General features: G+C 68.2%; 19 protein-coding genes. 10 read left to right on the top strand and 9 right to left on the bottom strand.

The features are described from left to right. Positions 1 to 136 precede the first annotated feature (136 nt). Positions 137 to 1063 (top strand): DUF4394 domain-containing protein, encoded by a 927-nt coding sequence (locus tag ACGFH6_RS34440; protein WP_393392472.1) that lies wholly within the window; start codon positions 137 to 139, stop codon positions 1061 to 1063. A 65-nt stretch (positions 1064 to 1128) separates the two neighbouring features. On the opposite strand, the gene ACGFH6_RS34435 is transcribed toward ACGFH6_RS34440, so the two are convergent. From ACGFH6_RS34435 to ACGFH6_RS34420, 4 genes are all read right to left on the bottom strand, one after another. Further along, a complete protein-coding gene (locus tag ACGFH6_RS34435) occupies positions 1129 to 1443 on the bottom strand; it encodes a hypothetical protein (RefSeq protein WP_393392469.1) in 315 nt (104 codons plus the stop codon). A gap of 30 nt (positions 1444 to 1473) precedes the next feature. Then, the gene (locus ACGFH6_RS34430) at positions 1474 to 1797 is read right to left on the bottom strand and encodes a hypothetical protein (protein WP_393392466.1); all 324 of its coding nucleotides are present in this window, start codon (positions 1795 to 1797) and stop codon (positions 1474 to 1476) included. Positions 1798 to 2073: 276 nt separating this feature from the next. Beyond that, positions 2074 to 2439: a hypothetical protein gene (locus tag ACGFH6_RS34425; protein ID WP_393392463.1), complete on the bottom strand. Its 366-nt coding sequence runs from the start codon at positions 2437 to 2439 to the stop codon at positions 2074 to 2076. A gap of 117 nt (positions 2440 to 2556) precedes the next feature. Further along, positions 2557 to 4302: a hypothetical protein gene (locus tag ACGFH6_RS34420; protein WP_393392460.1), complete on the bottom strand. Its 1746-nt coding sequence runs from the start codon at positions 4300 to 4302 to the stop codon at positions 2557 to 2559. 151 nt (positions 4303 to 4453) lie between these two features. Here ACGFH6_RS34420 and ACGFH6_RS34415 point away from each other — a divergent pair, with 151 nt between their 5' ends. The 5 genes from ACGFH6_RS34415 to ACGFH6_RS34395 all read left to right on the top strand — a co-directional run bounded on the left by ACGFH6_RS34415 (position 4454) and on the right by ACGFH6_RS34395 (position 8921). After that, positions 4454 to 5884: an alpha-amylase family protein gene (locus tag ACGFH6_RS34415; RefSeq protein ID WP_393392457.1), complete on the top strand. Its 1431-nt coding sequence runs from the start codon at positions 4454 to 4456 to the stop codon at positions 5882 to 5884. 76 nt (positions 5885 to 5960) lie between these two features. Beyond that, positions 5961 to 6230, top strand: a complete 270-nt coding sequence (locus ACGFH6_RS34410; RefSeq protein ID WP_393392454.1) for a hypothetical protein — start codon at positions 5961 to 5963, stop codon at positions 6228 to 6230. Beyond that, the gene (locus ACGFH6_RS34405) at positions 6190 to 7083 is read left to right on the top strand and encodes a DUF1028 domain-containing protein (RefSeq protein WP_393392451.1); all 894 of its coding nucleotides are present in this window, start codon (positions 6190 to 6192) and stop codon (positions 7081 to 7083) included. The genes ACGFH6_RS34410 and ACGFH6_RS34405 overlap by 41 nt, the downstream gene beginning before the upstream one ends. Positions 7084 to 7258: 175 nt before the next feature. Then, positions 7259 to 8563, top strand: a complete 1305-nt coding sequence (locus ACGFH6_RS34400; RefSeq protein ID WP_393392448.1) for a serine/threonine-protein kinase — start codon at positions 7259 to 7261, stop codon at positions 8561 to 8563. Between the two features lie 61 nt (positions 8564 to 8624). After that, positions 8625 to 8921: a hypothetical protein gene (locus ACGFH6_RS34395; RefSeq protein WP_393392445.1), complete on the top strand. Its 297-nt coding sequence runs from the start codon at positions 8625 to 8627 to the stop codon at positions 8919 to 8921. An 18-nt stretch (positions 8922 to 8939) separates the two neighbouring features. Here ACGFH6_RS34395 and ACGFH6_RS34390 read toward each other — a convergent pair whose 3' ends face one another. The 4 genes from ACGFH6_RS34390 to ACGFH6_RS34375 all read right to left on the bottom strand — a co-directional run bounded on the left by ACGFH6_RS34390 (position 8940) and on the right by ACGFH6_RS34375 (position 12664). After that, positions 8940 to 9770 (bottom strand): sigma-70 family RNA polymerase sigma factor, encoded by an 831-nt coding sequence (locus ACGFH6_RS34390; protein WP_393392442.1) that lies wholly within the window; start codon positions 9768 to 9770, stop codon positions 8940 to 8942. A gap of 208 nt (positions 9771 to 9978) precedes the next feature. Continuing rightward, complete coding sequence (locus tag ACGFH6_RS34385; protein ID WP_360452772.1) at positions 9979 to 10194, bottom strand: DUF6458 family protein; 216 nt, start codon at positions 10192 to 10194, stop codon at positions 9979 to 9981. An 87-nt stretch (positions 10195 to 10281) separates the two neighbouring features. After that, positions 10282 to 11448 (bottom strand): protein kinase, encoded by a 1167-nt coding sequence (locus tag ACGFH6_RS34380; RefSeq protein WP_393392438.1) that lies wholly within the window; start codon positions 11446 to 11448, stop codon positions 10282 to 10284. A gap of 199 nt (positions 11449 to 11647) precedes the next feature. After that, positions 11648 to 12664 carry a DNA topoisomerase IB gene (locus ACGFH6_RS34375; RefSeq protein ID WP_393392435.1) on the bottom strand — a complete coding sequence of 339 codons (1017 nt, stop codon included), beginning with the start codon at positions 12662 to 12664 and terminating at the stop codon, positions 11648 to 11650. A 329-nt stretch (positions 12665 to 12993) separates the two neighbouring features. Here ACGFH6_RS34375 and ACGFH6_RS34370 point away from each other — a divergent pair, with 329 nt between their 5' ends. The 4 genes from ACGFH6_RS34370 (at position 12994) to ACGFH6_RS34355 (ending at position 19557) form a co-directional block, all read left to right on the top strand. Continuing rightward, complete coding sequence (locus tag ACGFH6_RS34370) at positions 12994 to 16014, top strand: ricin-type beta-trefoil lectin domain protein (RefSeq protein WP_393392432.1); 3021 nt, start codon at positions 12994 to 12996, stop codon at positions 16012 to 16014. Positions 16015 to 16054: 40 nt separating this feature from the next. Further along, a complete protein-coding gene (locus ACGFH6_RS34365) occupies positions 16055 to 17185 on the top strand; it encodes a serine hydrolase domain-containing protein (RefSeq protein WP_393392429.1) in 1131 nt (376 codons plus the stop codon). An 89-nt stretch (positions 17186 to 17274) separates the two neighbouring features. Next, a complete protein-coding gene (locus ACGFH6_RS34360; RefSeq protein WP_393392426.1) occupies positions 17275 to 18585 on the top strand; it encodes an esterase-like activity of phytase family protein in 1311 nt (436 codons plus the stop codon). A 42-nt stretch (positions 18586 to 18627) separates the two neighbouring features. Then, positions 18628 to 19557 carry an alpha/beta fold hydrolase gene (locus tag ACGFH6_RS34355; RefSeq protein ID WP_393392423.1) on the top strand — a complete coding sequence of 310 codons (930 nt, stop codon included), beginning with the start codon at positions 18628 to 18630 and terminating at the stop codon, positions 19555 to 19557. 26 nt (positions 19558 to 19583) lie between these two features. Here ACGFH6_RS34355 and ACGFH6_RS34350 read toward each other — a convergent pair whose 3' ends face one another. Continuing rightward, positions 19584 to 20246 carry a DUF998 domain-containing protein gene (locus tag ACGFH6_RS34350; protein ID WP_393392420.1) on the bottom strand — a complete coding sequence of 221 codons (663 nt, stop codon included), beginning with the start codon at positions 20244 to 20246 and terminating at the stop codon, positions 19584 to 19586. Positions 20247 to 20353: the final 107 nt, after the last annotated feature.

Raw genomic sequence — 20353 nt, 5'->3', positions numbered from 1 at the left:
GTGGTTGGGCACATCCGGTTGGGTGGTGGTGCCGAAGTGGGGGTGCGATGCCGCGGGAGTCGGGCCCGACCGGTGGTGTTGCTGGCGACCGGACGCGAGAGGTGGACGGCGCCGCTACCCCGAGAGGTGAATCGGCATGTATCAACCACGACGACGTGCTCGTATCGTCGCCGCGACGCTGGCGGCGATTGCGTTGCCTGCCACGGCCCTGGTCCTGAGTGGTGCGACGCAGGCGACGGCCGGCGACAAGGTGGCCACGACTGTGGCGGGTCCGGCAGCGAAGGGTCCCTCCCAGAGTTCCGATGTGGTCGGGCTGACTGACAAGGGGCGGCTGGTGAAGTTTCGCAGTACTTCGGCCGACAGGATTCGCGATGCGGCGCGAGTGCTGGGGCTGAGGGATGATCGGCGGCTGGTGGGGATCGACTTCCGGGTTCAGGACGGAAAGTTGTACGGCGTTGGGGACCGCGGTGGGATCTACACGATCAACACCGGGGCGTCCTTCGGCCGGACGACGAAAGTCTCGCAGCTCACCGTGGCGTTGGACGGGCAGAACTTCGGGGTCGACTTCAACCCGGCGGCGAATCGGCTGCGGGTGATCAGTGATACCGGCCAGAATCTGCGTCACAACATCGACGACCCCGCTGGTGCTCCTGCGGCGGGCATGACTGCCGTCGACGGCACGCTGGCGTACCCGGGTGTGCCGCCTGCACCGGCGACCACAGCTACCGGGGTGACGGCCGCGGCGTACACGAACAACGACCTCGATCCGAACACCGCGACGACGCTGTTCGACATCGACACCATGCTGGACCAGGTCGTGATCCAGTCGCCCGCGAACGCCGGACTACTCGCGCCGACCGGCAAGCTCACGGTCGATGCCGGCCCGTGGGCCGGGTTCGACATCTCCACGCAGAACGGCGGCAACCGCGGGCTCGCAGTACTGAGCACCGGCAACCGGATGCGGCTGTACGACATCGAGCTGACCACCGGTCGGGCGAGTCGACTCGGGACGTTCCCGCGTGACTTCCAGGTCGTGGACCTGGCCGTTCCGCTCGGTCGATAGATCCCCCCGCGGCCAGGCTCCGATGCTCTACCGGAGCCTGGCCGCACTTTTGCTGCAGGCACCCTTCATCGTCCCGCTTCCCATGCGGGGTGGTGGGGGTCGTCGTTGTGGACGACGATGTCGGCGTGGTCGGTCGGGCGGACCGTGTCGAAGTAGAACTGCTGGGACGGCATGTAGCGGCTGCGATAGCGGCGCTCGACCTCGGTGGCGGATCTGGACGGAGTCTGGTCTCGAGTCCGGGCGCGGCGCAGCGTGTTCTCGAACGGAACGGACACGAAGATGCGCAGGTCCCACCGGTCGATCAGTTCCGGGCGCATGAGGAAGACGCCGTCGAAGACGAGTACGGCGACGGCGGGTGCTGTCCTGATCGGCTCGGACAACGGGGTGTCCGTGACCTTGTCGTAGACCGCCTACCGGAACCTTCGATCTCCGCCCGGACCCAGCGGATCGAGCAGTACGACGGCCAGATCGTCGGCCAGTGTGGTCTTGCCTGCGGCCGGCGGTCCGTCGACGGCGGCCCGTGTCGGGTGCGCCGCGTTAGCGACGGATCCGACCGCTTCGGCCAGGCGGCTGAGGAGCTCACTCCGGGTGCCGTTGTCCATGTACTGCCGCCGATCCTCCGTCGTGAATGCCGCGTCGAGCGACCCTATGCCGGTCCGGCTGTCACCCGCGAGGGATGAGGCGCGGACCGGTCGGGCCGCCGAGAATCGGCTGGGAGCGGGAGGGATCAGCATGTGGTACATATTCATGTTCGCCGGGCTGGCGATTCTGTGCGTGGTCGTGGTTCTGATCCGCAACGCCCGCGTCAAGGCTCGTGGAGACACAGGGGCGACAACGACGGACAGCGCTCACAGTCATGCCGAAGAGGATCGGGCTCGACGCGAGCGTAAGCGTCGTCGTGCGCAGTCGAAGGCGGACCGTCGCAAGCGCCACTGACCACCTGGCAGCCTGCCCCCGGCCATCCGACAGCCCCCTCCCCCGGCTCGGCACAGGCCGCGGCGCCCGAGGTGTCAGACGCGGATCCAGTCGGTGCAGGTGTCTGGGCCGGTGCCGTGGTTGGTGTTCTCGCACAGCATCATGTAGATGGCGCCGACCGGGAACTGCGCTGTGTCGCACCCACGGTCGCCGCCGTCCCACTCGACTACGGGCTTGCGGTTGGGACCCTGCGTCCACATCGCGTAGACAGCGTTGCCGTCGACCTCTCGATCGCAGACGCTGCCACTGGTGTGCGTCTCGCTCACGGAGATGAAGTCCTTGCCCTGGTACGCGTAGTTGTAGTGTGCCGAGGCCACCGGAGCCGTTGCCGTGAGCAACGTCGATACGGCGAGCAGCGCGGCGGCACCGATGGCCAGCCGGCGGATGGTTCCCGTGTTCATGACTCTCCCGAGACGGTTGACGAAACTGATCTCAGCAGTCTCGTCAACCGGCCCGGCCGAGTCTTTGGCGTAGCGTGCACTGCTCTTGTACGACGGTGCACTCCGGAGCGTGGTCGGTCAGCGGGCGGATCCGCCCGGCGTGCGTGGGGATCCCGGGGCCTTGCACACGTTCTGCGATCTGCACCGGTCCCGCTTCTTGTCGTCCCGGTCGTTGTCGCCTCGCGTCTTGTCGCTCCGGTTGTTGTCGCGGTTGTTCTTGTCACGGTTCTTGTCGTCAGGAGCCGCGGAGGCGTCGGGGCAAGTCTTGGACGGCCGCGCCGGTGGGGTTTGGGGTGTCGCGGGTTGGGCGCAGGTGGGTCGGGTCAGGGCTCGGCCGACTACCTGGCGCATTGCCGGGGCCCAGCCGACTGCGGCCGTGGTCGGCTCATGCGTCGGAGTGGGTTCGGCGGATGGTGCTGGTGTTGGCGAGTCGGACTCCGACGGCTTCGGCTCGGATGGCTTCGGAGCGGATGGCTTCGGAGCGGATGGCTTCGGTTCCGAGGGACCGGGCTCGGAGGGCTGAGTCGGCTTGGGCTCGGATGGTCGGGGGGCGGTCGGCTTCGGTGCGGACGGTCGCGTCGTGTCCGGCGAGGACGGACTGGTTGACGGCTTGGGCTCGGACGGGCGAGTCTGCGTCGGCTGAGGGTCGGCCGGGATCGGGCGGGTTGTCGGTCGCGGTGGTTGCGCGAGGGGAGGCTCCGAGGTGGTGGGCGGCTCGGGTACGACGGGTTTCACCGGCGCGGGCGAGGCCGGCTTCGGCGCCGGAGCCGTCGTCCGTGGTGGAGCAGTCGTCCGTGGTGGCGCCGGCTTAGCGGGCGCTGTGACGTCCAGCGACGGACCAGCGGGCCAAGGCCGGAGTACTGGCGACGGACCCGCCGGCCACGGTCGCAGAGCCGGCGGGTCGACCGGCTCGTTCGGGAGCAGTTCGCCGGTCGACGGCAGCCCGACCACCCGGCCAGACTGGTACATCCGGGCCAGCTCGAGCACGACGCGGACATACGAGTCGGCGTTGTTGTAGCGCCGTACGGCCTGCGCCGCCCCGGCCGGGCTGCGGAGGTTCGACGTACCTGTGCAGAGGTACTGCGCAGCGCCCAGCGCGGCGTCGAACATGTTGTTCGGGTCGCCGACGCCGTCGCCGTTGCCGTCCGCGTTCACCGAGCGCCACGTCGACGGGATGAACTGCATCGGCCCGACCGCACGGTCGTACACGGTGTCGCCGTCGAGCGCACCGTTGTCGCTGTCGCGGATGACCGCGACGTTGGGCCGGCCGTCCAGCGGGATGCCGCGGATCCGCCGGGTCGCCGAGCCGTCGTCGCGCAGTTGGGCGCCGCCGAACCGACCGTGGTTGGACTCCACCCGTCCGATCGCGGCGAGCAGCGTCCACGGCACTCCGCAGCCCGGATCACTGGCTGCCAACCGCGCTTCCGCCTGCTTGTAGGCCCGTACGGCGACCTCGGGGATCCCGCTCTCGCCGAGCGTCTTGATCACCGGTGCGCCCGAGAGCACCATCTGCACAGGTTTCGCCACCCGGCCGGGCCCTACGGGTACCGCGGCCAACTGCTCCGGAGCGACGAACTCGGCCAGCGTCTCGTCCTCGATGAACGGATCGTCCGCTGGCGAGTCCACAAGCCCGGCGGCGGCGGTGTCGTCGTACCAATCGGTCATGGGACGGTCCGGGAGCGAGGCCGCCGCCAAGGCAGCGAGAGTGATCACCGCAGCGCCCGCACCCGCCAACTGCCAGCGGCCCTGAGCCGCCGGCCGACCGCGGCGATGCCGTCCGTGGCGTCGTCGTTGGCGTGCCTTGATGAGCTTGGGCACTCGCATGATCCCGATCCCTCCGCCGTCGCAGTCCAGTCCCCCAGGCCTCTCGACGTGTTCGGGGTGGACCGTGTCGTGGATCGGTCCGACACGCTGCGTGTCCGGACATTGTCGGAAGGGGATGGTTCGATGGCCTCAGCCGGTGAAAGGACTCGGGATGATCCGGAGAGCGCTGATCCTCGCCATCTGCCTCTGCCTGCTGCCCTTCGGTGCGCAGACGGCCGAGGGCGCCCCGCCCGGGCAGCGCGACGTCATCGTGCAGCTCTTCGAGTGGAACTGGAAGTCAGTCGGACAGGAGTGCGGCCAAGTGCTCGGCCCGAAGGGGTACGGCGCGGTCCAGGTCTCCCCGCCGCAGGAGCACGTCGTACTCCCCGGCGCCGGATATCCGTGGTGGCAGGACTATCAACCGGTGAGCTACAAGCTCGACAACACGCGACGGGGCACACGCAGTGAGTTCATCGCGATGGTGAACAGTTGCCACGCAGCCGGGGTCAAGGTGTACGTCGATGCCGTGATCAACCATATGACCGGCGGCTCGTCAGGTGGGGTGGGCAGCGCGGGATCGTCGTACAGCCACTACGACTACCCGGGCACGTACCAGACCCAGGACTTCCATCATTGCGGGCGGAACGGGAACGACGACATCGTCAACTACGGTGACCGCTACGAGGTGCAGAACTGCGAGCTCGTCGACCTGGCCGACCTGGCGACCGACACCGACTACGTGCGCGGGCGGATCGCGGCGTATCTGAACGATCTGCTCGCGATCGGCGTCGACGGTTTCCGGCTGGATGCCTCCAAGCACATGCCGGCCGGTGACATCGCCGCGATCAAGGCCCGGCTGTCGCGATCGGCGTACCTGTATCAAGAGGTCATCTACGGGGCTGGTGAACCGATCACGCCGGACGAGTACGTCGGCAACGGGGACGTGCTCGAGTTCCGCTACGGCAAGGATCTCGCGAAGATCTTCAACACCGAGAAGCTCGCGTACCTGCGGACGTTCGGCTCGCCGCTCCCGTCGGATCAGGCGGTGGTGTTCACCGACAACCACGACACGCAGCGCGGCGGTGGAGTCCTGACGTTCCGGGACAACGGGCGCTACGCGATGGCGAACGCGTTCATGCTGGCCTGGACGTACGGGACGCCGAAGGTGATGTCGAGCTACGAGTACAGCTCCAACGACCAGGGCCCGCCGTCGGCCGGCGATGGGCGCACGACCGACACCACGTGTTTCAGCAACGGGTGGCGATGCGAACACGAATGGCGGGTGATCGCGGATATGATTGCCTTCCACAACACCGTTCGCGGTACGCCGGTGACCGATTGGTGGGACAACGGCAACGACGCGATCGCGTTCGGGCGTGGCGACAAGGGCTATCTGATCCTGAACGATGAAGGCTCGGCGCTCGCCGGCCGCAGCTTCCACACCAGTCTGCCGGCCGGCGTGTACTGCGACGTCTTCCACGGCGACTATTCCGCGGGCCAGTGCACAGGACCGACCTACACAGTCGACTCAGCCGGCTGGTTCAAAGCCGACATCGCCCCCCAAGACGGCCTCGCCCTCCACACCACCGCCAAACTCCCCTGACCGACCGCATAGGTTAGGCCCAGGGTTGCACTGACTTTCTGGGGATTGGGTGATTCGTGTGAGCTTGATGAGGCGGTTGACCGTCGTGGTGAGTCTTGGAGCTGCGTTGTGTGCGACGACGCAGCTCGTGGCTGCGGCGGGTACGCCGATCCAGCCTGTTCCGGGGTTGCCGGATGGGCCGGGGCACACCGTCGTCATGGACGTGCAGACTGGTGAGGTGTTGTCGATTGCGTCGGCCGGAGGGCTGTCCGATGCAGCTGTGAAGCAGTTTGGTGATCTGCCGGGACCCAAGACCTACACGGTGGATGTCCGCACCGGGCGGTTCTTGTCGATCAGCCGCGGCTGAGTGGAGGAGTGGGATGACGTTCTCGGTTGTGGGGTTTGAATCGGGGTCTGGGTCTTGGGGGATTGCGGTTGCGTCGAAGTTTCTGGCGGTGGGGGCGGTGGTGCCTTGGGGGCGCGCTGGGGCCGGGGCGGTCGCTACGCAGGCGATGGCTGAGCTTTCGTTCGGGCCGGACGGGCTTGATCTCCTTGCCGAGGGCAACACTGCTGAGCAGGTGATCGCGCGGTTGACCGGTGGTGACGACGAGCGTGAACACCGTCAGGTCGGCGTGGTCGACAGCCAGGGGCGGGGAGCGACGTTCACCGGCGACTCGTGCCTGGACTGGGCGGGTGGCACGGCCGGCGACGGCTTCGCGGTCCAGGGCAACATCCTCGCGGGTCCACAGGTGGTGGCGGCCATGGCCGAGACATGGCAGAGAACCGCCGGAGACCCCTTCGAGCGGCGGTTGCTCGCCACGCTGACAGCCGGCGACCAGGCCGGCGGTGATCGCCGCGGCCGCCAAAGCGCAGCACTGCGTGTGTGGCGCGAGGGAGCGGCGTACGGCGGTGCACTCGACATCGCCATCGACCTCCGCGTCGACGACCACCCAACCCCGGTCGACGAGCTGGCTCGTCTCCTGGACCTCCACGAGCTGTACTTCGGCAAACCCGACCCAGCCAGCCTCCTGCCCCTCGAAGGCGCCCTGGCCACCGAAGTAGCCGCCCTCCTCCAAAAGCTCGGCTACGACACCAACGCCCTGGCCGAGGCCCTCGAGACCTGGGCCAGCGTGGAGAACTACGAAGAACGACTCGTCCCCGGCAACCTCGACCCAGTCGTCCTCCACCAACTCCGCCAAGCGGCCAACACGAGCCAGTGACCCTCGACGGGCTGCCCGCCGCGCTCGATTGCACGTCCGGATCAGCACGCGCGCAGTGGAACCGGCCCGAGCAGTGGTGGCACGGCGCCGGGGTGGCCTGCTGGTTAGCCGGACCTAGTTAGGCTGGGCGGTGCGTGGTGGTTCGGTGACGGTAGGGGTGGGTACGGGTGTCAGGATGTTGGTAGCGGAGCGGTACAGGCTGGGCCCCTCCATCGGCCGGGGTGGGATGGGCGAGGTGTTCCGCGGCACGGATGAGCAGTTGGGGCGTCCGGTCGCGGTCAAGTTGCTGCTGCCGTCCGACAAGGATCCGCGGGCTGCCGAGCGCTTCCACCGTGAGGCGCGAGCCGCTGCGAGACTGAACGATCCGCATGTGGTCGCGGTGTACGACTTCGGCAACCACGGCGACGGGTTCTTCCTGGCGATGGAGCTGGTCGAGGGTGGGTCCGTGGCGGACGAGCTCGCCGAGAAGGGGCCGCTGCCGAAGGACCGGGCGATCGACCTGATCGAGCAGAGCGCCGCGGGGCTGGCGGCGGCGCATCAGCAGGAGGTCGTACACCGTGATGTGAAGCCGAGCAACCTGCTGCTGACGGCCGACGGGACCGTCAAGGTCGCCGACTTCGGTATCGCTCACGTCCCCGAAGAAGGGGCGACCACGCTGACGGGCACCGGCCAGATCATCGGCAGCGTCCATTACCTCGCGCCGGAGCGGGCGCGCGGCGAGCGGTCCGGCAAGCCGGCGGACGTCTACGCGCTGGGTTGCGTGCTCTACCAGTTGGTCACCGGCCGGCCGCCGTTCACGGCAGACCATCCGACGGCGATCCTCTACCAGCACGTCGACGCTTCTCCTGGTCAGCCGAGCCTGATTCGACCCGAGCTCGGCGGCTCCTTCGAGATCGGCCTGCTCGGGATGCTCTCCAAGGATCCCGCTGACCGTCCGTCCGCCGAGGAGGTCGCGACCGGTTATCTCCGTACGGCGTCCGTTGGTGCGGCCGCGCCCGCAGCAGGGCCAGAGACGACCAGCCCACTCGAGCCCGTGCAACCGCCGAACACCCAGAGACGGCGGAACGCTGTGCTGATCGGAGTGATCGCGGCCCTCGCGACGGCCGCCGCGGTCATGGCCGGCTTCATCCTCAACGGCAACGACACACCGCCGCCGACGACCGACGTCGGGCCGCAATCGACCCCCAGTACGGCGAGGTCGAACCCGACCACGACCGAGCCATCCCGGTCCGCAACGGAGAATCAGCAGAGTCAGACGACGAAGACTCAGCCCACGCAAAGCCCTTCACCGTCACCCACCCCGTCCGAGACTCCCTCGACCACTCCGTCGGACACGCCGTCACCAACCGAGCCCACTGAGACCAGCACCACCAGCGAACCCACTGAGTCGACGCCGACATCCCCCTCGACCACACCGCCACCCGAGACCAACTCACCGAGCGCGCAACCGACAGTCACGCCACCACCTGGCGCAGAGTAGGAGGCGTAGAAATCCTTGCGTGGGGCACCGAAGATCTGTCCGCGTTTTCGGGAAGAGGACCGTGAACGAATCCGTCGTTGAGATCAACGGCCATCGGGTCGTGGCTGTGTCGCGGGTGACGACCTTGGCACATCTCAGCGCGGGGTCGGTCTGCATCCGCTGCGGCGCCCACTTCGTGGACCGGCTGGAGATCGACAACACCTCCTGCCCGGTCGGGGGCGACACGCACGGTCACGAGCTGTTCACCAATCCCGACGACGGGCTCCTGTACTGCCGGCGCTGCCCGCTGGTGGCGTACGACCTCGACGACGTCGCGACCGAACCGCAGTGCCCGATGCCCCTGCACTTCTGGCACTAGCCAGGCACCGAGCCGCGCTCACGCGGCGGTCGGCAGCGGGTCGAGCTTCCCGCGGAGATCCCTCAGGATCCTGTTCAGCAGCCGGGAGATCTGCATCTGGCTGACGCCGATGTCGTCGCCGATGTCCGACTGCGTCCACCCCTCCACGAACCGCAGCTCCAGGATCCGCCGATCGCGCGGGTCCAGGTCGTCGACGACCGGGCCGAGCATGTCGACGGCTTCGAGCTGATCGAAGTACCGACGGTCGCTGTCGTCGGCCACGGTCTCGCCCAACGGGGACTCCGACTCGGTGGCGGGACGATCGAGCGACAGTACGTTGAAGCAGCCGCGCGCGGCCTCGGCACCGTTCACCTCGGTGACCTCGACGCCGATCCGGTCCGCGATCTCCGCGAGCGTGGGTTCCCGGTTGAGTTCCTGCTCGAGCACCGGCACCGCGGCCGCGATCATGCCCTGGAGTTCCTGCATCCGCCGTGGGATCCGGACGGTCCAGGAACAGTCGCGGAAGTACCGCTTGACCTCGCCGCGGATCGTCGGGATGGCGAACCCGATGAACGGCGTACCGTGGTCGAGCCGGAAGTTGTGCACGGCCTTCAGCAGACCGAGGTACGCGACCTGTTCGAGGTCCTCGTCCTCTGCGCCCCGGCCGCGGAACCGCCGCCCGATCCCGCGGGCGATCTCGATGTTCAGCTCGACGATCTCTTCGAGCAGCCGCTGCCGCTCGAACTCGTCGGTACTGCGCTCTCTGGCTTCGAACAACGCCCAGGTCGCCGCCTCGCGGCGGGCTCTGTCCTCGGGAGTCGAACAGTCCTTGCGGACCGGGGCGATCGTGGCGGATTGGGTGGGAACCATGAAACTGACCTCGCGACGTGAGTCACGGCGTAGCCCACCTCCGGACCACGGTCATTACCTACGGAAAACCAGTACCCCATCGCATGCATGGATGGGCAGGACGCGGGTACCCGATGCGCCCCGAGGCACGGTCGGTGGAGTGCGGCCAGAACTGCGGGCCGGGTCTCCACCACCGTGCCATGGGGGTACGACGTACGCCCATGGCGCATCAGTAGTCGCGCAGGTCGCGGCGCTCCTGGACGGTCGTGTGGGTTGTTCTGCTGCGCTGGTTCGCCAGCACGAGAGCGACGGCCAGGCCGATCGCTCCGGCGCCCATCAGCACGTACCCGACCACGGTCAGGTCGACTCCGCTGACCCGATCGGACACTGCGAAGGCGAGCACTCCGCCGACTGCGAGCAGGAACACCGATACGCCGATCCCCATGGGATCCTCCTTGCGAGCTCCCCGTTCGGACAGTTGCGACAGATGACGCGGTACCCACGCCGATCAGCACAAAACGGCGAGGTCTGCTCAGGGCTTCGGCTTCTTCGGCTTGTGCCGACCCGGCTTGTCGTCCTTCGGGCGATCAGTGGATCCGGCGTCCGGCGGCTTCGGCTTGCTCGGACCCGACTGCGGCAACGGCCGGAGCGTCGTCGTCCGGGCGACCGTCCGGACCGCGGCCGGGCTCGGTGGTCGAGACGTCGTGGGTACGGCGGGTGGTGGCGTGATACGGCTGTCGTTCGGGGACAGCTCGTTCGTCGTCGGGAGCTTGACATCCCGTGTGTCGAAGACGATGCCGAGGGTTGCCGACAGCACCAACGCCAATCCTGCGACCACCGCGGCGCCCACCGGCCTCGCATCCGTCCGGCGTACCGGCAGAACTCCGGGGTCCGCTTCCTCGACCGGTGGCTGGACGCCGTCCGCAAGCTGTGCCGCGGTCGGTCGTCGGGTCGGGTCCTTGCTGAGCATCCAGAGAAGCAGCGCTTCGACGTCGCCGGCCAGTTCTGGCCGGAGTTCGCTCGGCGGCACTGGTTCGCGCTCCACGTGCTGGAACATGATCGACGCCGGCTCGTCGGCGAGGAACGGCGGATGGCCGGTGACCAACTGGTACAGCACACAGCCGAGCGCGTAGACATCGGACGGCGGCTCCGCAGGACGACCCAATACGCGTTCCGGGGCGAGGAAGTGACTCGTGCCGACGATCTGCCCGGTCGAGGTCAGCGTCGTGGTGCAGTCCTCGAGAAACCGGACGATGCCGAAGTCGGCGATCTTCACCGTCCCGTCGCCGGCCAGCAACAGATTGCCCGGCTTGATGTCGCGGTGGACGATGCCCAGCCGGTGAGCCTCTGCCAGCCCAGCCGCGGCCTGCCTGACCACGTGTACGGCGCGATCCGGTGAGAACGGGCCCTGGCGCCTGAGTTCGTCGCCGACCGTACGACCGCCGACCAGTTCCATCGCCAGGTAGCAGCAGCCGTCATGGTCACCGAAGTCGTACGCCGCGACGACGTGTGGATGACGAATCCGCGCGGTAGCACGCGCCTCCCGCAGGAACCGCGCCGAAGCCGCGAGCGTCCCCGGAACCGGCAGCATCAGCTTGACCGCAACGTCCCGCTGCAGCGCCTGATCCGTCGCCCGGTAGACCTCCCCCATCCCACCGCGACCGATCGCCCCCACGACCCGGTATCGGCCCGCAATCACTTCCCCTGCTCGCATCACCGCCAATCGGTACCCCCGCCGAACCGACGTATGTACCCCGGACACCCGCGTTTCGCCCTGGGTACCGGGCAGCCATACCGCTTCGCGTCGAGCAGCACCGGCCAGGCCGAGTGCAGCCAAGCTCGAGAGCCGGGTCTCGTCCTGGCACTGGGGTTCGGCGCTCGGCGCGGAGCACCCTTGATTACGCTCGGGTGTCCTGATCCAGGAGTCGGTTGACGGAGCGTTCGAGGGTGGCTCGGGTCTTGTCGTCGTCGAGGTCGGTGCCGGCACGGTCGACGGCGTCGGTGATCGTGTGGCCGTGCTCGTACTGCTCGATGACGCGCGGATCGACGTACGACGTACGGGCGACGGTAGGGGTGTTGCCGAGGTGGTCGGACACCTCCTCGAGCATCTCCTTGACGGCCGCGTTCAGGGCCTTCTTCGTCGTCGGCGGGTCCGCCTCGGCCAGGTCCACCGCCGCGTGCACGGTGGCGGTCCAGGTCCGCAGATCCTTGACCGTGTAGTCCTCTCCGACGAGTTCCTGGAACCGCTCGTTGATCGTGCCCGCGTCGATCTCGTGATAGCCGTCGTCGTCGCGGTACATCAGGAGACGCGGGTTCTTGTGCCGGCCCCGCTTCAGCGACCGTACGGCGGACACCAGACGATCGTCGTCCAACTCGATCGTGCGCTGCTGCCCGCCCTTCGCCACGAAGTCGAACACGACCTTGCCCTTGCTGACCCGGACATCGTCGCGCAGCAACGTCGCCGCACCACGACTGCCGTGTTCCTCGGCGTACTCCGTGTTGCCGGTCCGGAACACGCCGTAGTCGAGCATTCGCAGCGCTACGGCGAGTACTCGACGCCGATCGAGACCGCGCCTGCACAAGTCCGCGTCGACCGCTTCACGGAAGGCCGGCAGTTTGCGCGCGAGTCGCCGGACACGGTCGTGTTTGTCCTCGTCCTGGGCCGAGCGCCAGTCGTCGTGATACAGGTACTGCCGCCGGCCCGCCTGGTCCGTGCCCATCGCCTGGATGTGACCGTTCGGATACGGACAGATCCACACGTCGGTCCAGGCCGGCGGGATCGCCAGCGTCCGGATCCGCTCGACCACGTCGGTGTCTTCGAGAACCTTGCCATCGGCATCCACATAGCTGAACCCACGCCCACGCCGCCGGCGCGCGAGGCCCGGCTCGTCAGGATGGCTTCGCCGAAGTCGCATACCGCCCCGGTACCCGACTCCATGCCCCGCGGCTGACAGGAACCGGACAAGCCGGCGGGCTCGAAGTGGTCACCCTCTACGGTCACACCCGCTCACGCTGGGTAGAGATCACCGTGGTCGGCGGAACTGCGCTCATCGTTCTCATCGCCGCACTGCGGTTCCTGCTCACGCGTGTCCGTGGGTCGCGGGAGTGATCGGTCACTGACGCCAAGTAGGCGTTTGAAATGGGGTATTGCGCGGGCTGGGTTCTTGGCTTCATGCTGGCGGTCACTTGGGTGCTCACGGGGGGCTGTGAGGGCTGGTGAGGACAGGTGGGCCTGGGGGGCTTCGTGAGGCGTTACGCCGGACTACGCCGGTGGGTGGCTGCGGCCTGTGTGCTGTTGTTGGTGCCGTTGGCAACGACTGGGTCTGCGAGTGCCGCGGCGGCGGTGCCGGGTGGATTCAGTGAGCAGGTGGTGTTCACCGGGCTGAGCAACCCGACGAACGTCGCGTTCTCGCCGGACGGGCGGGTGTTCGTCGCGGAGAAGAGCGGCCTGATCAAGGTGTTCGACTCGCTCGACGATCCGACGCCGTCGATCTTCGCCGACCTGCGGACCCGGGTCTACAACTACTGGGACCGCGGCCTCCTCGGGATGGCCCTGCACCCCGACTTCCCCGCCGATCCGCGCATCTACGTGCTGTACACGCACGACGGCCTCATCGGCGGACCGACACCGAAGTGGGGCACCGCCGGCGCCACCGACGATCCGTGCCCGTCACCACCGGGTCCGACGAGCGACGGGTGCCAGGCGAGCGCCCGGTTGTCGGCCGTCACCCCGAACGGCGCCGAGCAGGTGCTCGTCGAGGACTGGTGCCAGGTGTTCCCCAGCCACTCGATCGGCTCGATCGAGTTCGGGCCCGACGGCATGATCTACGCCGGCGGCGGTGACGGCGCCAGCTTCGGGTACGCCGACTACGGCCAGGACGGCTTCCCGGCATCGGACGTAACCCCCGACAACCCCTGCGGCGACGGCAAGGCACCCGTCGGTGCGCAGCTCACCTCGCCGACCGCTGAAGGCGGTGCGCTGCGCGCCCAGGACGTACGCACCAGCGGCGACCCCGCAAGCCTCGACGGCTCCATCATCCGGATCGATCCGGACACCGGCCTCGCCGCACCGGGCAACCCAGCCGCGGGGAGCTCCGATCCGAACACTCGCCGTATCGTCGCGCACGGACTGCGCAACCCGATGCGGTTCGACTTCCGCCCAGGCACCAACGAGCTCTGGATCGGCGACGTCGGCTGGACCAAGTGGGAAGAGATCGACCGCATCGTCAACCCCACCGCGCGGGTCACGAACTTCGGCTGGCCCTGCTACGAGGGCCCGGGCCGCACGGCCGCCTTCGACGCCCTCAACCTCAACCTCTGCGAGAACCTGTACGCCGCCGGCGCGAGCGCGGTCGCCACGCCGTACTACACCTACAACCACACCTCGCACATCGTCACCGGCGAGACCTGCAGCACGGGCAGTTCGTCGCTCTCCGGCATGTCCTTCTACGAGAACGGCAACTATCCGCCGGAGTACGACGGCGCTCTGTTCTTCTCCGATTACAGCCGGCAGTGCATCTGGGCGATGCTCCCCGGCACCAGCGGCCTCCCGGACCCCGCCAAGATCGTCAACTTCGCGTCGGGGTACGGAGCGACCAGGCTGCAGAACGGTCCGGGCGGCGACCTGTTCGCCGTCGACTACGACAACGGCAGGGTCCTGCGCTACGTCTACAGCGCGACCAACAACCCGCCGACCGCTGTGATCGACGCGGATCCGTCCAGCGGGCCGACACCGCTGACCGTCACCTTCGACGGGACCGCGTCGAACGACGCCGACGGCGACGCGCTCACGTACGCGTGGGACCTGGACAACGACGGCCAGTACGACGATTCGACGGCGCCGACTGTCCAGCACACCTACACCACCAGCGGCGCCGCCATCGCCCGGCTGAAGGTGACCGACAGCCACGGCGGAACCGGTACGGCGACGACCCAGATCAACGTCGCCAACACCGCACCGACGGCGCTGATCACGTCACCCGGCCCGGCGACGACATGGAAGGTTGGCGACACCATCAGTTTCGCCGGCACTGCCACAGATCCGGAGCAGGGCGCGCTTCCCGGCTCGGCGCTGACGTGGGCGCTGATCATGCACCACTGCCCGAGTGATTGCCATGCGCACCAAATCACGACGATGACCGGAGCGAGTGGCACGTTCACCGCACCCGATCACGAGTACCCGTCGTACCTGGAACTGCGGCTGACCGCGAGGGACTCCGGCGGGCTGACCGACGTCAAGAGCGTGCAACTGGAGCCGAAGACGGTGAAGCTCACGTTCGCCACACAACCATCGGGTCTGCAACTGACCTACCTGAACAAGACCGCGACCGCCCCGTCGACCGGTACGGCGATCGTCGGCTCGAGCGGATCGTTGTCGGCGGGCCTCCTGCAGTCGTCGGCGAACAACCTCTACCGGTTCGCCTCCTGGTCGGACAACGGCGCCCGCAACCACAACTTCGTCGCACCGGGGACGCCCGCGACGTACACGGCGACGTACGTGCCGAAGCGCAATCTCGCCCGCGGCCGGGCGGTCGCGGTGTCGAGCGTCTACGCGGCCGGCCGGGAGGGATCGAAGGCGGTCGACGGGTCCATGACGACGGCCTGGATCAGCAAGCGCAGCGATCCGCAGTGGCTGCGGGTCGACCTCGGCTCGGTCCAGGTGGTCAACCAGGTGCTGCTCAACTGGTCGTCGGCGTACGCGAAGGCGTACCAGATCCAGGTGTCGGGCAACGCGCAGTCCTGGAAGACCGTCTACTCGACCACCGTCGGGAACGGCGGCACCGACAACGTGGTGTTCGGGGCGATCTACGCGAGGTACGTGCGGATCAACGCGACCGCTCGCGTTGCGGCAGGCAACTACTACGCACTGTGGGAGTTCGGGGCGTACGGCGACCGCGGGCCGATCACCGGGATCGCCGGCAAGTGCATCGACATCTACCAGGCCCGGACGGACAACGGCACGCCGACCGTCCTCTACACCTGCCACAGCGCCACGAACCAGCAATGGACGCAGTACGAGGACGGCACGGTGCGCTCGCTCGGCAAGTGCCTGGACGTGCGGGGTACGACGATCCGGTCCGCAGCGGTGCTGTGGACGTGTGACGGCAGCGCCGGGCAGAAGTGGCGGCCTCGCCCGGACGGCTCGCTGCTGAACGTTCGCTCCGGTCAGTGCCTCGACGCCGCCGGTGCGTCCAGCGCCAACGGCACGAAGCTGATCATCTACACGTGCCATGTCGCCGCGAACCAGAAGTGGGTGCTGCCGTAAATCAGTCGAGTCGTCACCTGGCCGCACCTACGCTGGAGGTATGAACAGCGGCTGGGCAGACGAAGGTTTCGGCGCGGTCGCCGATGTGTTCGCGGACAACTTCACCGCGTTCCCGGAGCTCGGAGCCGCCGTCACCGTGTACGTCGGCGGCCAGACGGTTGTCGAGCTGTGGGACGGCGAGGCGGCTCCTGGACGCCAATGGGACCGCGACACCGTCGTACCCGTTTTCTCTTGTGCCAAAGGGATCGTGAGCCTCTGCGTCCACCTGCTCGCGCAGGACGGACGGCTCGATCTGGACGCACCGATCGGTCAGTACTGGCCGGAGTTCGTTGCGGAAGGCAAGGAGAAGATCACCTCGCGGATGGTGCTGGGGCACCGGGCCGGGATCCCGGTCCTGGACAAGACGCTGTCCTTCGACGAGATCGCCGCCTGGACTCCGGTGATCGAGGCGATCCAGGAGCAGAAGCCGCTCTGGGAACCAGGGACGTCGTACGAGTATCACGGCCATGTGTTCGGCTTCGTGCTCGGCGAGGTGGTACGGCGGATCACCGGCCAGCGACCGGGTGCCTACTTCCGCCAGGTCGTGGGCGATCCGCTCGGGCTGCGGGCGTGGATCGGGCTGCCCGCCTCGGAACTGCCGGCACTGGCCCGGCTCTCGGAAGCTGAGGGCCGCCCGCCGATGCCGGGGCCGGAGCATCTCCTCACCCGGATCGTGACGATGAACGGCGTGCTCGTCTTCCCCGGCCTGGACGTCCCGCACGGCTGGAACGATCCGGCGCTGCTCGGGATGGAGCTTCCCGGCGCCGGGGCGGTGGCGTCGGCGACCGGTCTCGCCGGGCTGTACGCCGCGGCCGTTACCGGCATCGGCGGCCACGACCGCCTGCTCTCGGCGGAGACCGTGACGGATGCGGTGCGCGAGGTGTCGTCGGGCCAGGGATTCCTCGGGTTCGACGCCGGCGCGCGCTGGGGCTCGGGCTATCTGCTCGACTCCGCGAGCTTCCGGCCCATGCTGGGTGCACGCAGCTTCGGGAACGACGGCGCCGGCGGCCAGTTCGCCTTCGGCGACGACGAGTACGGCGTCGGATTCGCGTACGTCGCCAACCGCATGGTCGGTCACGGCGACGCACGAGCCAACCGCCTGATCGAGGCCGTACGCGACTGCTTGGGGTAGCGGCCTGCCAGGGTTCACGACGGTGTCAGCCGGTGTTCACCTGCTCCGGCGAACGTCACGCTGACGTCTTGGTGGAGGGGAGCACGTACATGTCTCGTGTCATCGGCCGGCTGGCTCTGGTGGGCACCTCGGTGCTGGTCACCGCGGCTCTGCTGGCGAGCGGAGCGCAAGCGACTCGCGGGCACGAGCCCAGGGTCACGGGTACGGCGACGCTCCCCGACCTGTCGCTGTCGACGTTCTCCAACGGCCTGCTGCCGCACTCGGTCTCCAACGACCGCGGCGTCGACCTCGGCGGCATCGGAAGCGACATCTTCCCGGGCGACCGTCCCGGCGAGTTCTGGACGGTCACCGACCGCGGTCCGAACGGGCAGATCAAGATCGACGACGTGAACCGGCGTACCTTCCCGGTCCCCGGCTTCGACCCGGCGATCGTCAAGGTGAAGGTCGACGGCAGCAAGCTCCGCGTACTGTCGGCGATCCCGATCACCACCCGCCACGGCAAGGCGGTGACCGGTCTGTCCAACCAGGCGAGCCGGGACGAACTCCCCTACACCTTCAACGCCTCCACCGAACTGCCCTTCAACCCGAACGGGCTGGACACCGAGGGGATCGTCCGCGCGCACGACGGAACGTTCTGGCTGGTGGACGAGTACAGCCCGTCCCTGGTCCACGTTTCGAGCCGCGGCCGGGTGCTGGCGCGGTACGTGCCGAAGGGCCTGAAGCTGACCGGCGCCGACTACCCGGTGATCGAGGCGCTGCCGTCGATCTTCCTGACCCGCAAGATCAACCGCGGCTTCGAGGGGCTGGCTCAACTGCCGGGCGGTGACCTGGTGCTGGCGCTGCAGAGTCCGCTGCTCAACCCGAGCAAGAAGGTCGGCGAGGCTTCCCTGAACACGCGGCTGCTGCGGTTCTCTCCGCACCGCGGCAAGGTCACCGCGGAGTACGCCTACCGTTTCGACCCGGTCGGCGTCGTCGACCCGGGCGAGGACGACACGAGCGAACTGAAGATCTCCTCGGTGGTTGCCGCCGGCCCCGAAACGTTGCTGGTCCAGGAGCGCACCGACAACGCGGCCCGGCTGCAGCGCGTCGTACTGCGGCCTTCCGCCAACATCCTGGGTACGGCGTGGGACTCGACGACCACGACGCCGTCGTACGAGGCCCTGACTGACCCGGCGGCCGCCGGTGTACCGGTTCTGTCGAAGAAGCTCTTCCTCGACCTGAACACCGTCGCCGGTGCCCCGAAGAAGATCGAGGGCGTCGCGCTCCTGCCGCACGACACCCTCGTCGTCATCAACGACAACGACTTCGGCATGACCGACGGCCCCGAAGCCTTCGATGCCCACGGCAACCTGGTGGACAGCACCATCGAGACCACCCTGGTAACCGTCAAACTCCGTTAGGCCCGGCAGGCGGCTGATCCGCCGATCGTGTAAACCAGGTGGATGGTTCTTCCCGCTGAAGTCGTTCCGCCGGTGCGGATCGAGGTTGGTCAAGGGCATCACCTGGCGGTGCGGCGGCGTGGGGACGGGGGTGTGCCGCTGCTGCTCATCCACGGGTTCCCGTGCACGAGCCGCATCTGGTCGCACAACCTGGGTCCGCTGGCCGAGGCGGGGTTCGACGTGGTCGCGCCGGATCTGCGCGGGTACGGCGACTCCGACTTCGCACCGGACGACTTCTACGACTTCAACGCGTTCAACACCGACCTGACCGGCCTGTTCGACCGGCTCGGCTGGGACCGCGCAGCAGTCGCCGGGCACGATCTGGGCGCGATGATCGCGATCGACCTGGCCACCCGCCATCCGGATCGGGTGGACCGCCTGGTGATCCTGGACGACTCCATGCCCGACCTCGGTGAGGCGTTCACGGCGGCGGGTCTCCCGCCGATCGACCCCAAGCCCGCCGTCTACGACTACCAGCGCCGCCAGGGCCACGAGGCCGACGCCTTGGTCGCCGAACTGGCCACGCCCGAGCAGCGTCGGCGCTATATCAGTGAGTTCTACGGGCACCGCCTGTGGTGCCCACCTGACGCCTTCGACGAGGACGACCTGGCCTTCCTGACCGAGCCGTACGGCGATGCGGCCCGGCTGCGGGCCTCCTTCGCCGACTACGAGGTCGCCATGGGCACCCGGCCGCTGTCGGCCCCGGAAATGATCGACCGGCCGGTCCAGCACCGCGCCCTGCTGCTGATCGGCACCGACCAGGCAACCATGCGCAACCACATCGAGGAACGGTGTGCGCTCGCCTTCCCCGAAGCAGTCGGTCCGTTCTGGGTCAAGGGCGCCGGCCACTTCATGGCCTGGGAGCGGCCAGCGATCGTGAACCGCGCCGTCCGCTCCTTCTGCGGCGACCTGCTGGCAGCACTCACCCCGTGAACCTGCTGAGGTGAGTGCTGCTGTGGTCAGTGGTTGTGACGGCGCTGGTCGGTGCAGACCACGGTGAGCCAGATCCAGGCGAGAGTGACTGCGACATCGAAGGCGATGATCGTCGGCCGGCTGCCGGCGCCTGCGCTGAGACCGGCGAACGCTCCGAAGAACAGGATGCCGGTGACGGCGGAGAAGCGGCTGAGCGCGCGGCGTCCGACGCTGCGGAAATGCACCGCCAGCACCAGACAGGCGGCGATCAAGCCGGAGAACCCGATGCCCCCAGCAACGAAGTGCCCCAGGCCGCGCGAGCTGATCTCGGCGTAGTCGGCCGGCGTACCCACCGGGAAGCCGGCGGACGGGTCCGCCTTGAAGATCGCGGCCAGCAACAGCCCCACGCCGTACGCGACGAGCAACCGCGGGCCCCAGGTGCTGCCGCGACCGGTGAGCGTACGTCGAAGTCCGACGGCGGCGCCGATCGACAGCACGCCACTGACGACGAAGTTCAGCGTCTGGATCCAGCCCGGCCCACCGTTGGCCAGCAGACTGGCCGGGTGCCGCGTGATGTCGAACCCTTCCCGTGTGAACGCCTGCCCCAGCCACACGGCGACGTACAGCGGGCCGGCGACAATCCCGCCGGTGAGCAAGGCCCGGGTCGAGATCCGGGTGGAGGTCGGGATGGTGAGGTCGTTGGTGGTCATGGTCCGGGTTCCTTCCGAGTGACTGCGGGGCTTCCTTCACCCCTGCGTCGACCGGCCTCCCCCGTTTTCGACATCCCGGACCGACGACGAACGTAACTTGGGACGAG

The organism is Kribbella sp. NPDC049227 (assembly GCF_043197265.1).
Taxonomy (GTDB): Bacteria; Actinomycetota; Actinomycetes; order Propionibacteriales; family Kribbellaceae; genus Kribbella.
This window is presented reverse-complemented; position numbering and strand designations above follow the sequence as displayed.

Bases quoted from the DNA above. Each gene is read 5' to 3' on its own strand.
- ACGFH6_RS34400 (WP_393392448.1), top strand. From the start codon at position 7,259: ATGTTGGTAGCGGAGCGGTACAGGCTGGGCCCCTCCATCGGCCGGGGT.
- ACGFH6_RS34375 (WP_393392435.1), bottom strand. From the start codon at position 12,664: ATGCGACTTCGGCGAAGCCATCCTGACGAGCCGGGCCTCGCGCGCCGG.
- ACGFH6_RS34355 (WP_393392423.1), top strand. From the start codon at position 18,628: ATGGTTCTTCCCGCTGAAGTCGTTCCGCCGGTGCGGATCGAGGTTGGT.
- ACGFH6_RS34415 (WP_393392457.1), top strand. From the start codon at position 4,454: ATGATCCGGAGAGCGCTGATCCTCGCCATCTGCCTCTGCCTGCTGCCC.
- ACGFH6_RS34360 (WP_393392426.1), top strand. From the start codon at position 17,275: ATGTCTCGTGTCATCGGCCGGCTGGCTCTGGTGGGCACCTCGGTGCTG.
- ACGFH6_RS34390 (WP_393392442.1), bottom strand. From the start codon at position 9,770: ATGGTTCCCACCCAATCCGCCACGATCGCCCCGGTCCGCAAGGACTGT.
- ACGFH6_RS34425 (WP_393392463.1), bottom strand. From the start codon at position 2,439: ATGAACACGGGAACCATCCGCCGGCTGGCCATCGGTGCCGCCGCGCTG.
- ACGFH6_RS34405 (WP_393392451.1), top strand. From the start codon at position 6,190: ATGTCCGCACCGGGCGGTTCTTGTCGATCAGCCGCGGCTGAGTGGAGG.
- ACGFH6_RS34365 (WP_393392429.1), top strand. From the start codon at position 16,055: ATGAACAGCGGCTGGGCAGACGAAGGTTTCGGCGCGGTCGCCGATGTG.
- ACGFH6_RS34440 (WP_393392472.1), top strand. From the start codon at position 137: ATGTATCAACCACGACGACGTGCTCGTATCGTCGCCGCGACGCTGGCG.
- ACGFH6_RS34430 (WP_393392466.1), bottom strand. From the start codon at position 1,797: ATGCTGATCCCTCCCGCTCCCAGCCGATTCTCGGCGGCCCGACCGGTC.
- ACGFH6_RS34350 (WP_393392420.1), bottom strand. From the start codon at position 20,246: ATGACCACCAACGACCTCACCATCCCGACCTCCACCCGGATCTCGACC.
- ACGFH6_RS34420 (WP_393392460.1), bottom strand. From the start codon at position 4,302: ATGCGAGTGCCCAAGCTCATCAAGGCACGCCAACGACGACGCCACGGA.
- ACGFH6_RS34385 (WP_360452772.1), bottom strand. From the start codon at position 10,194: ATGGGGATCGGCGTATCGGTGTTCCTGCTCGCAGTCGGCGGAGTGCTC.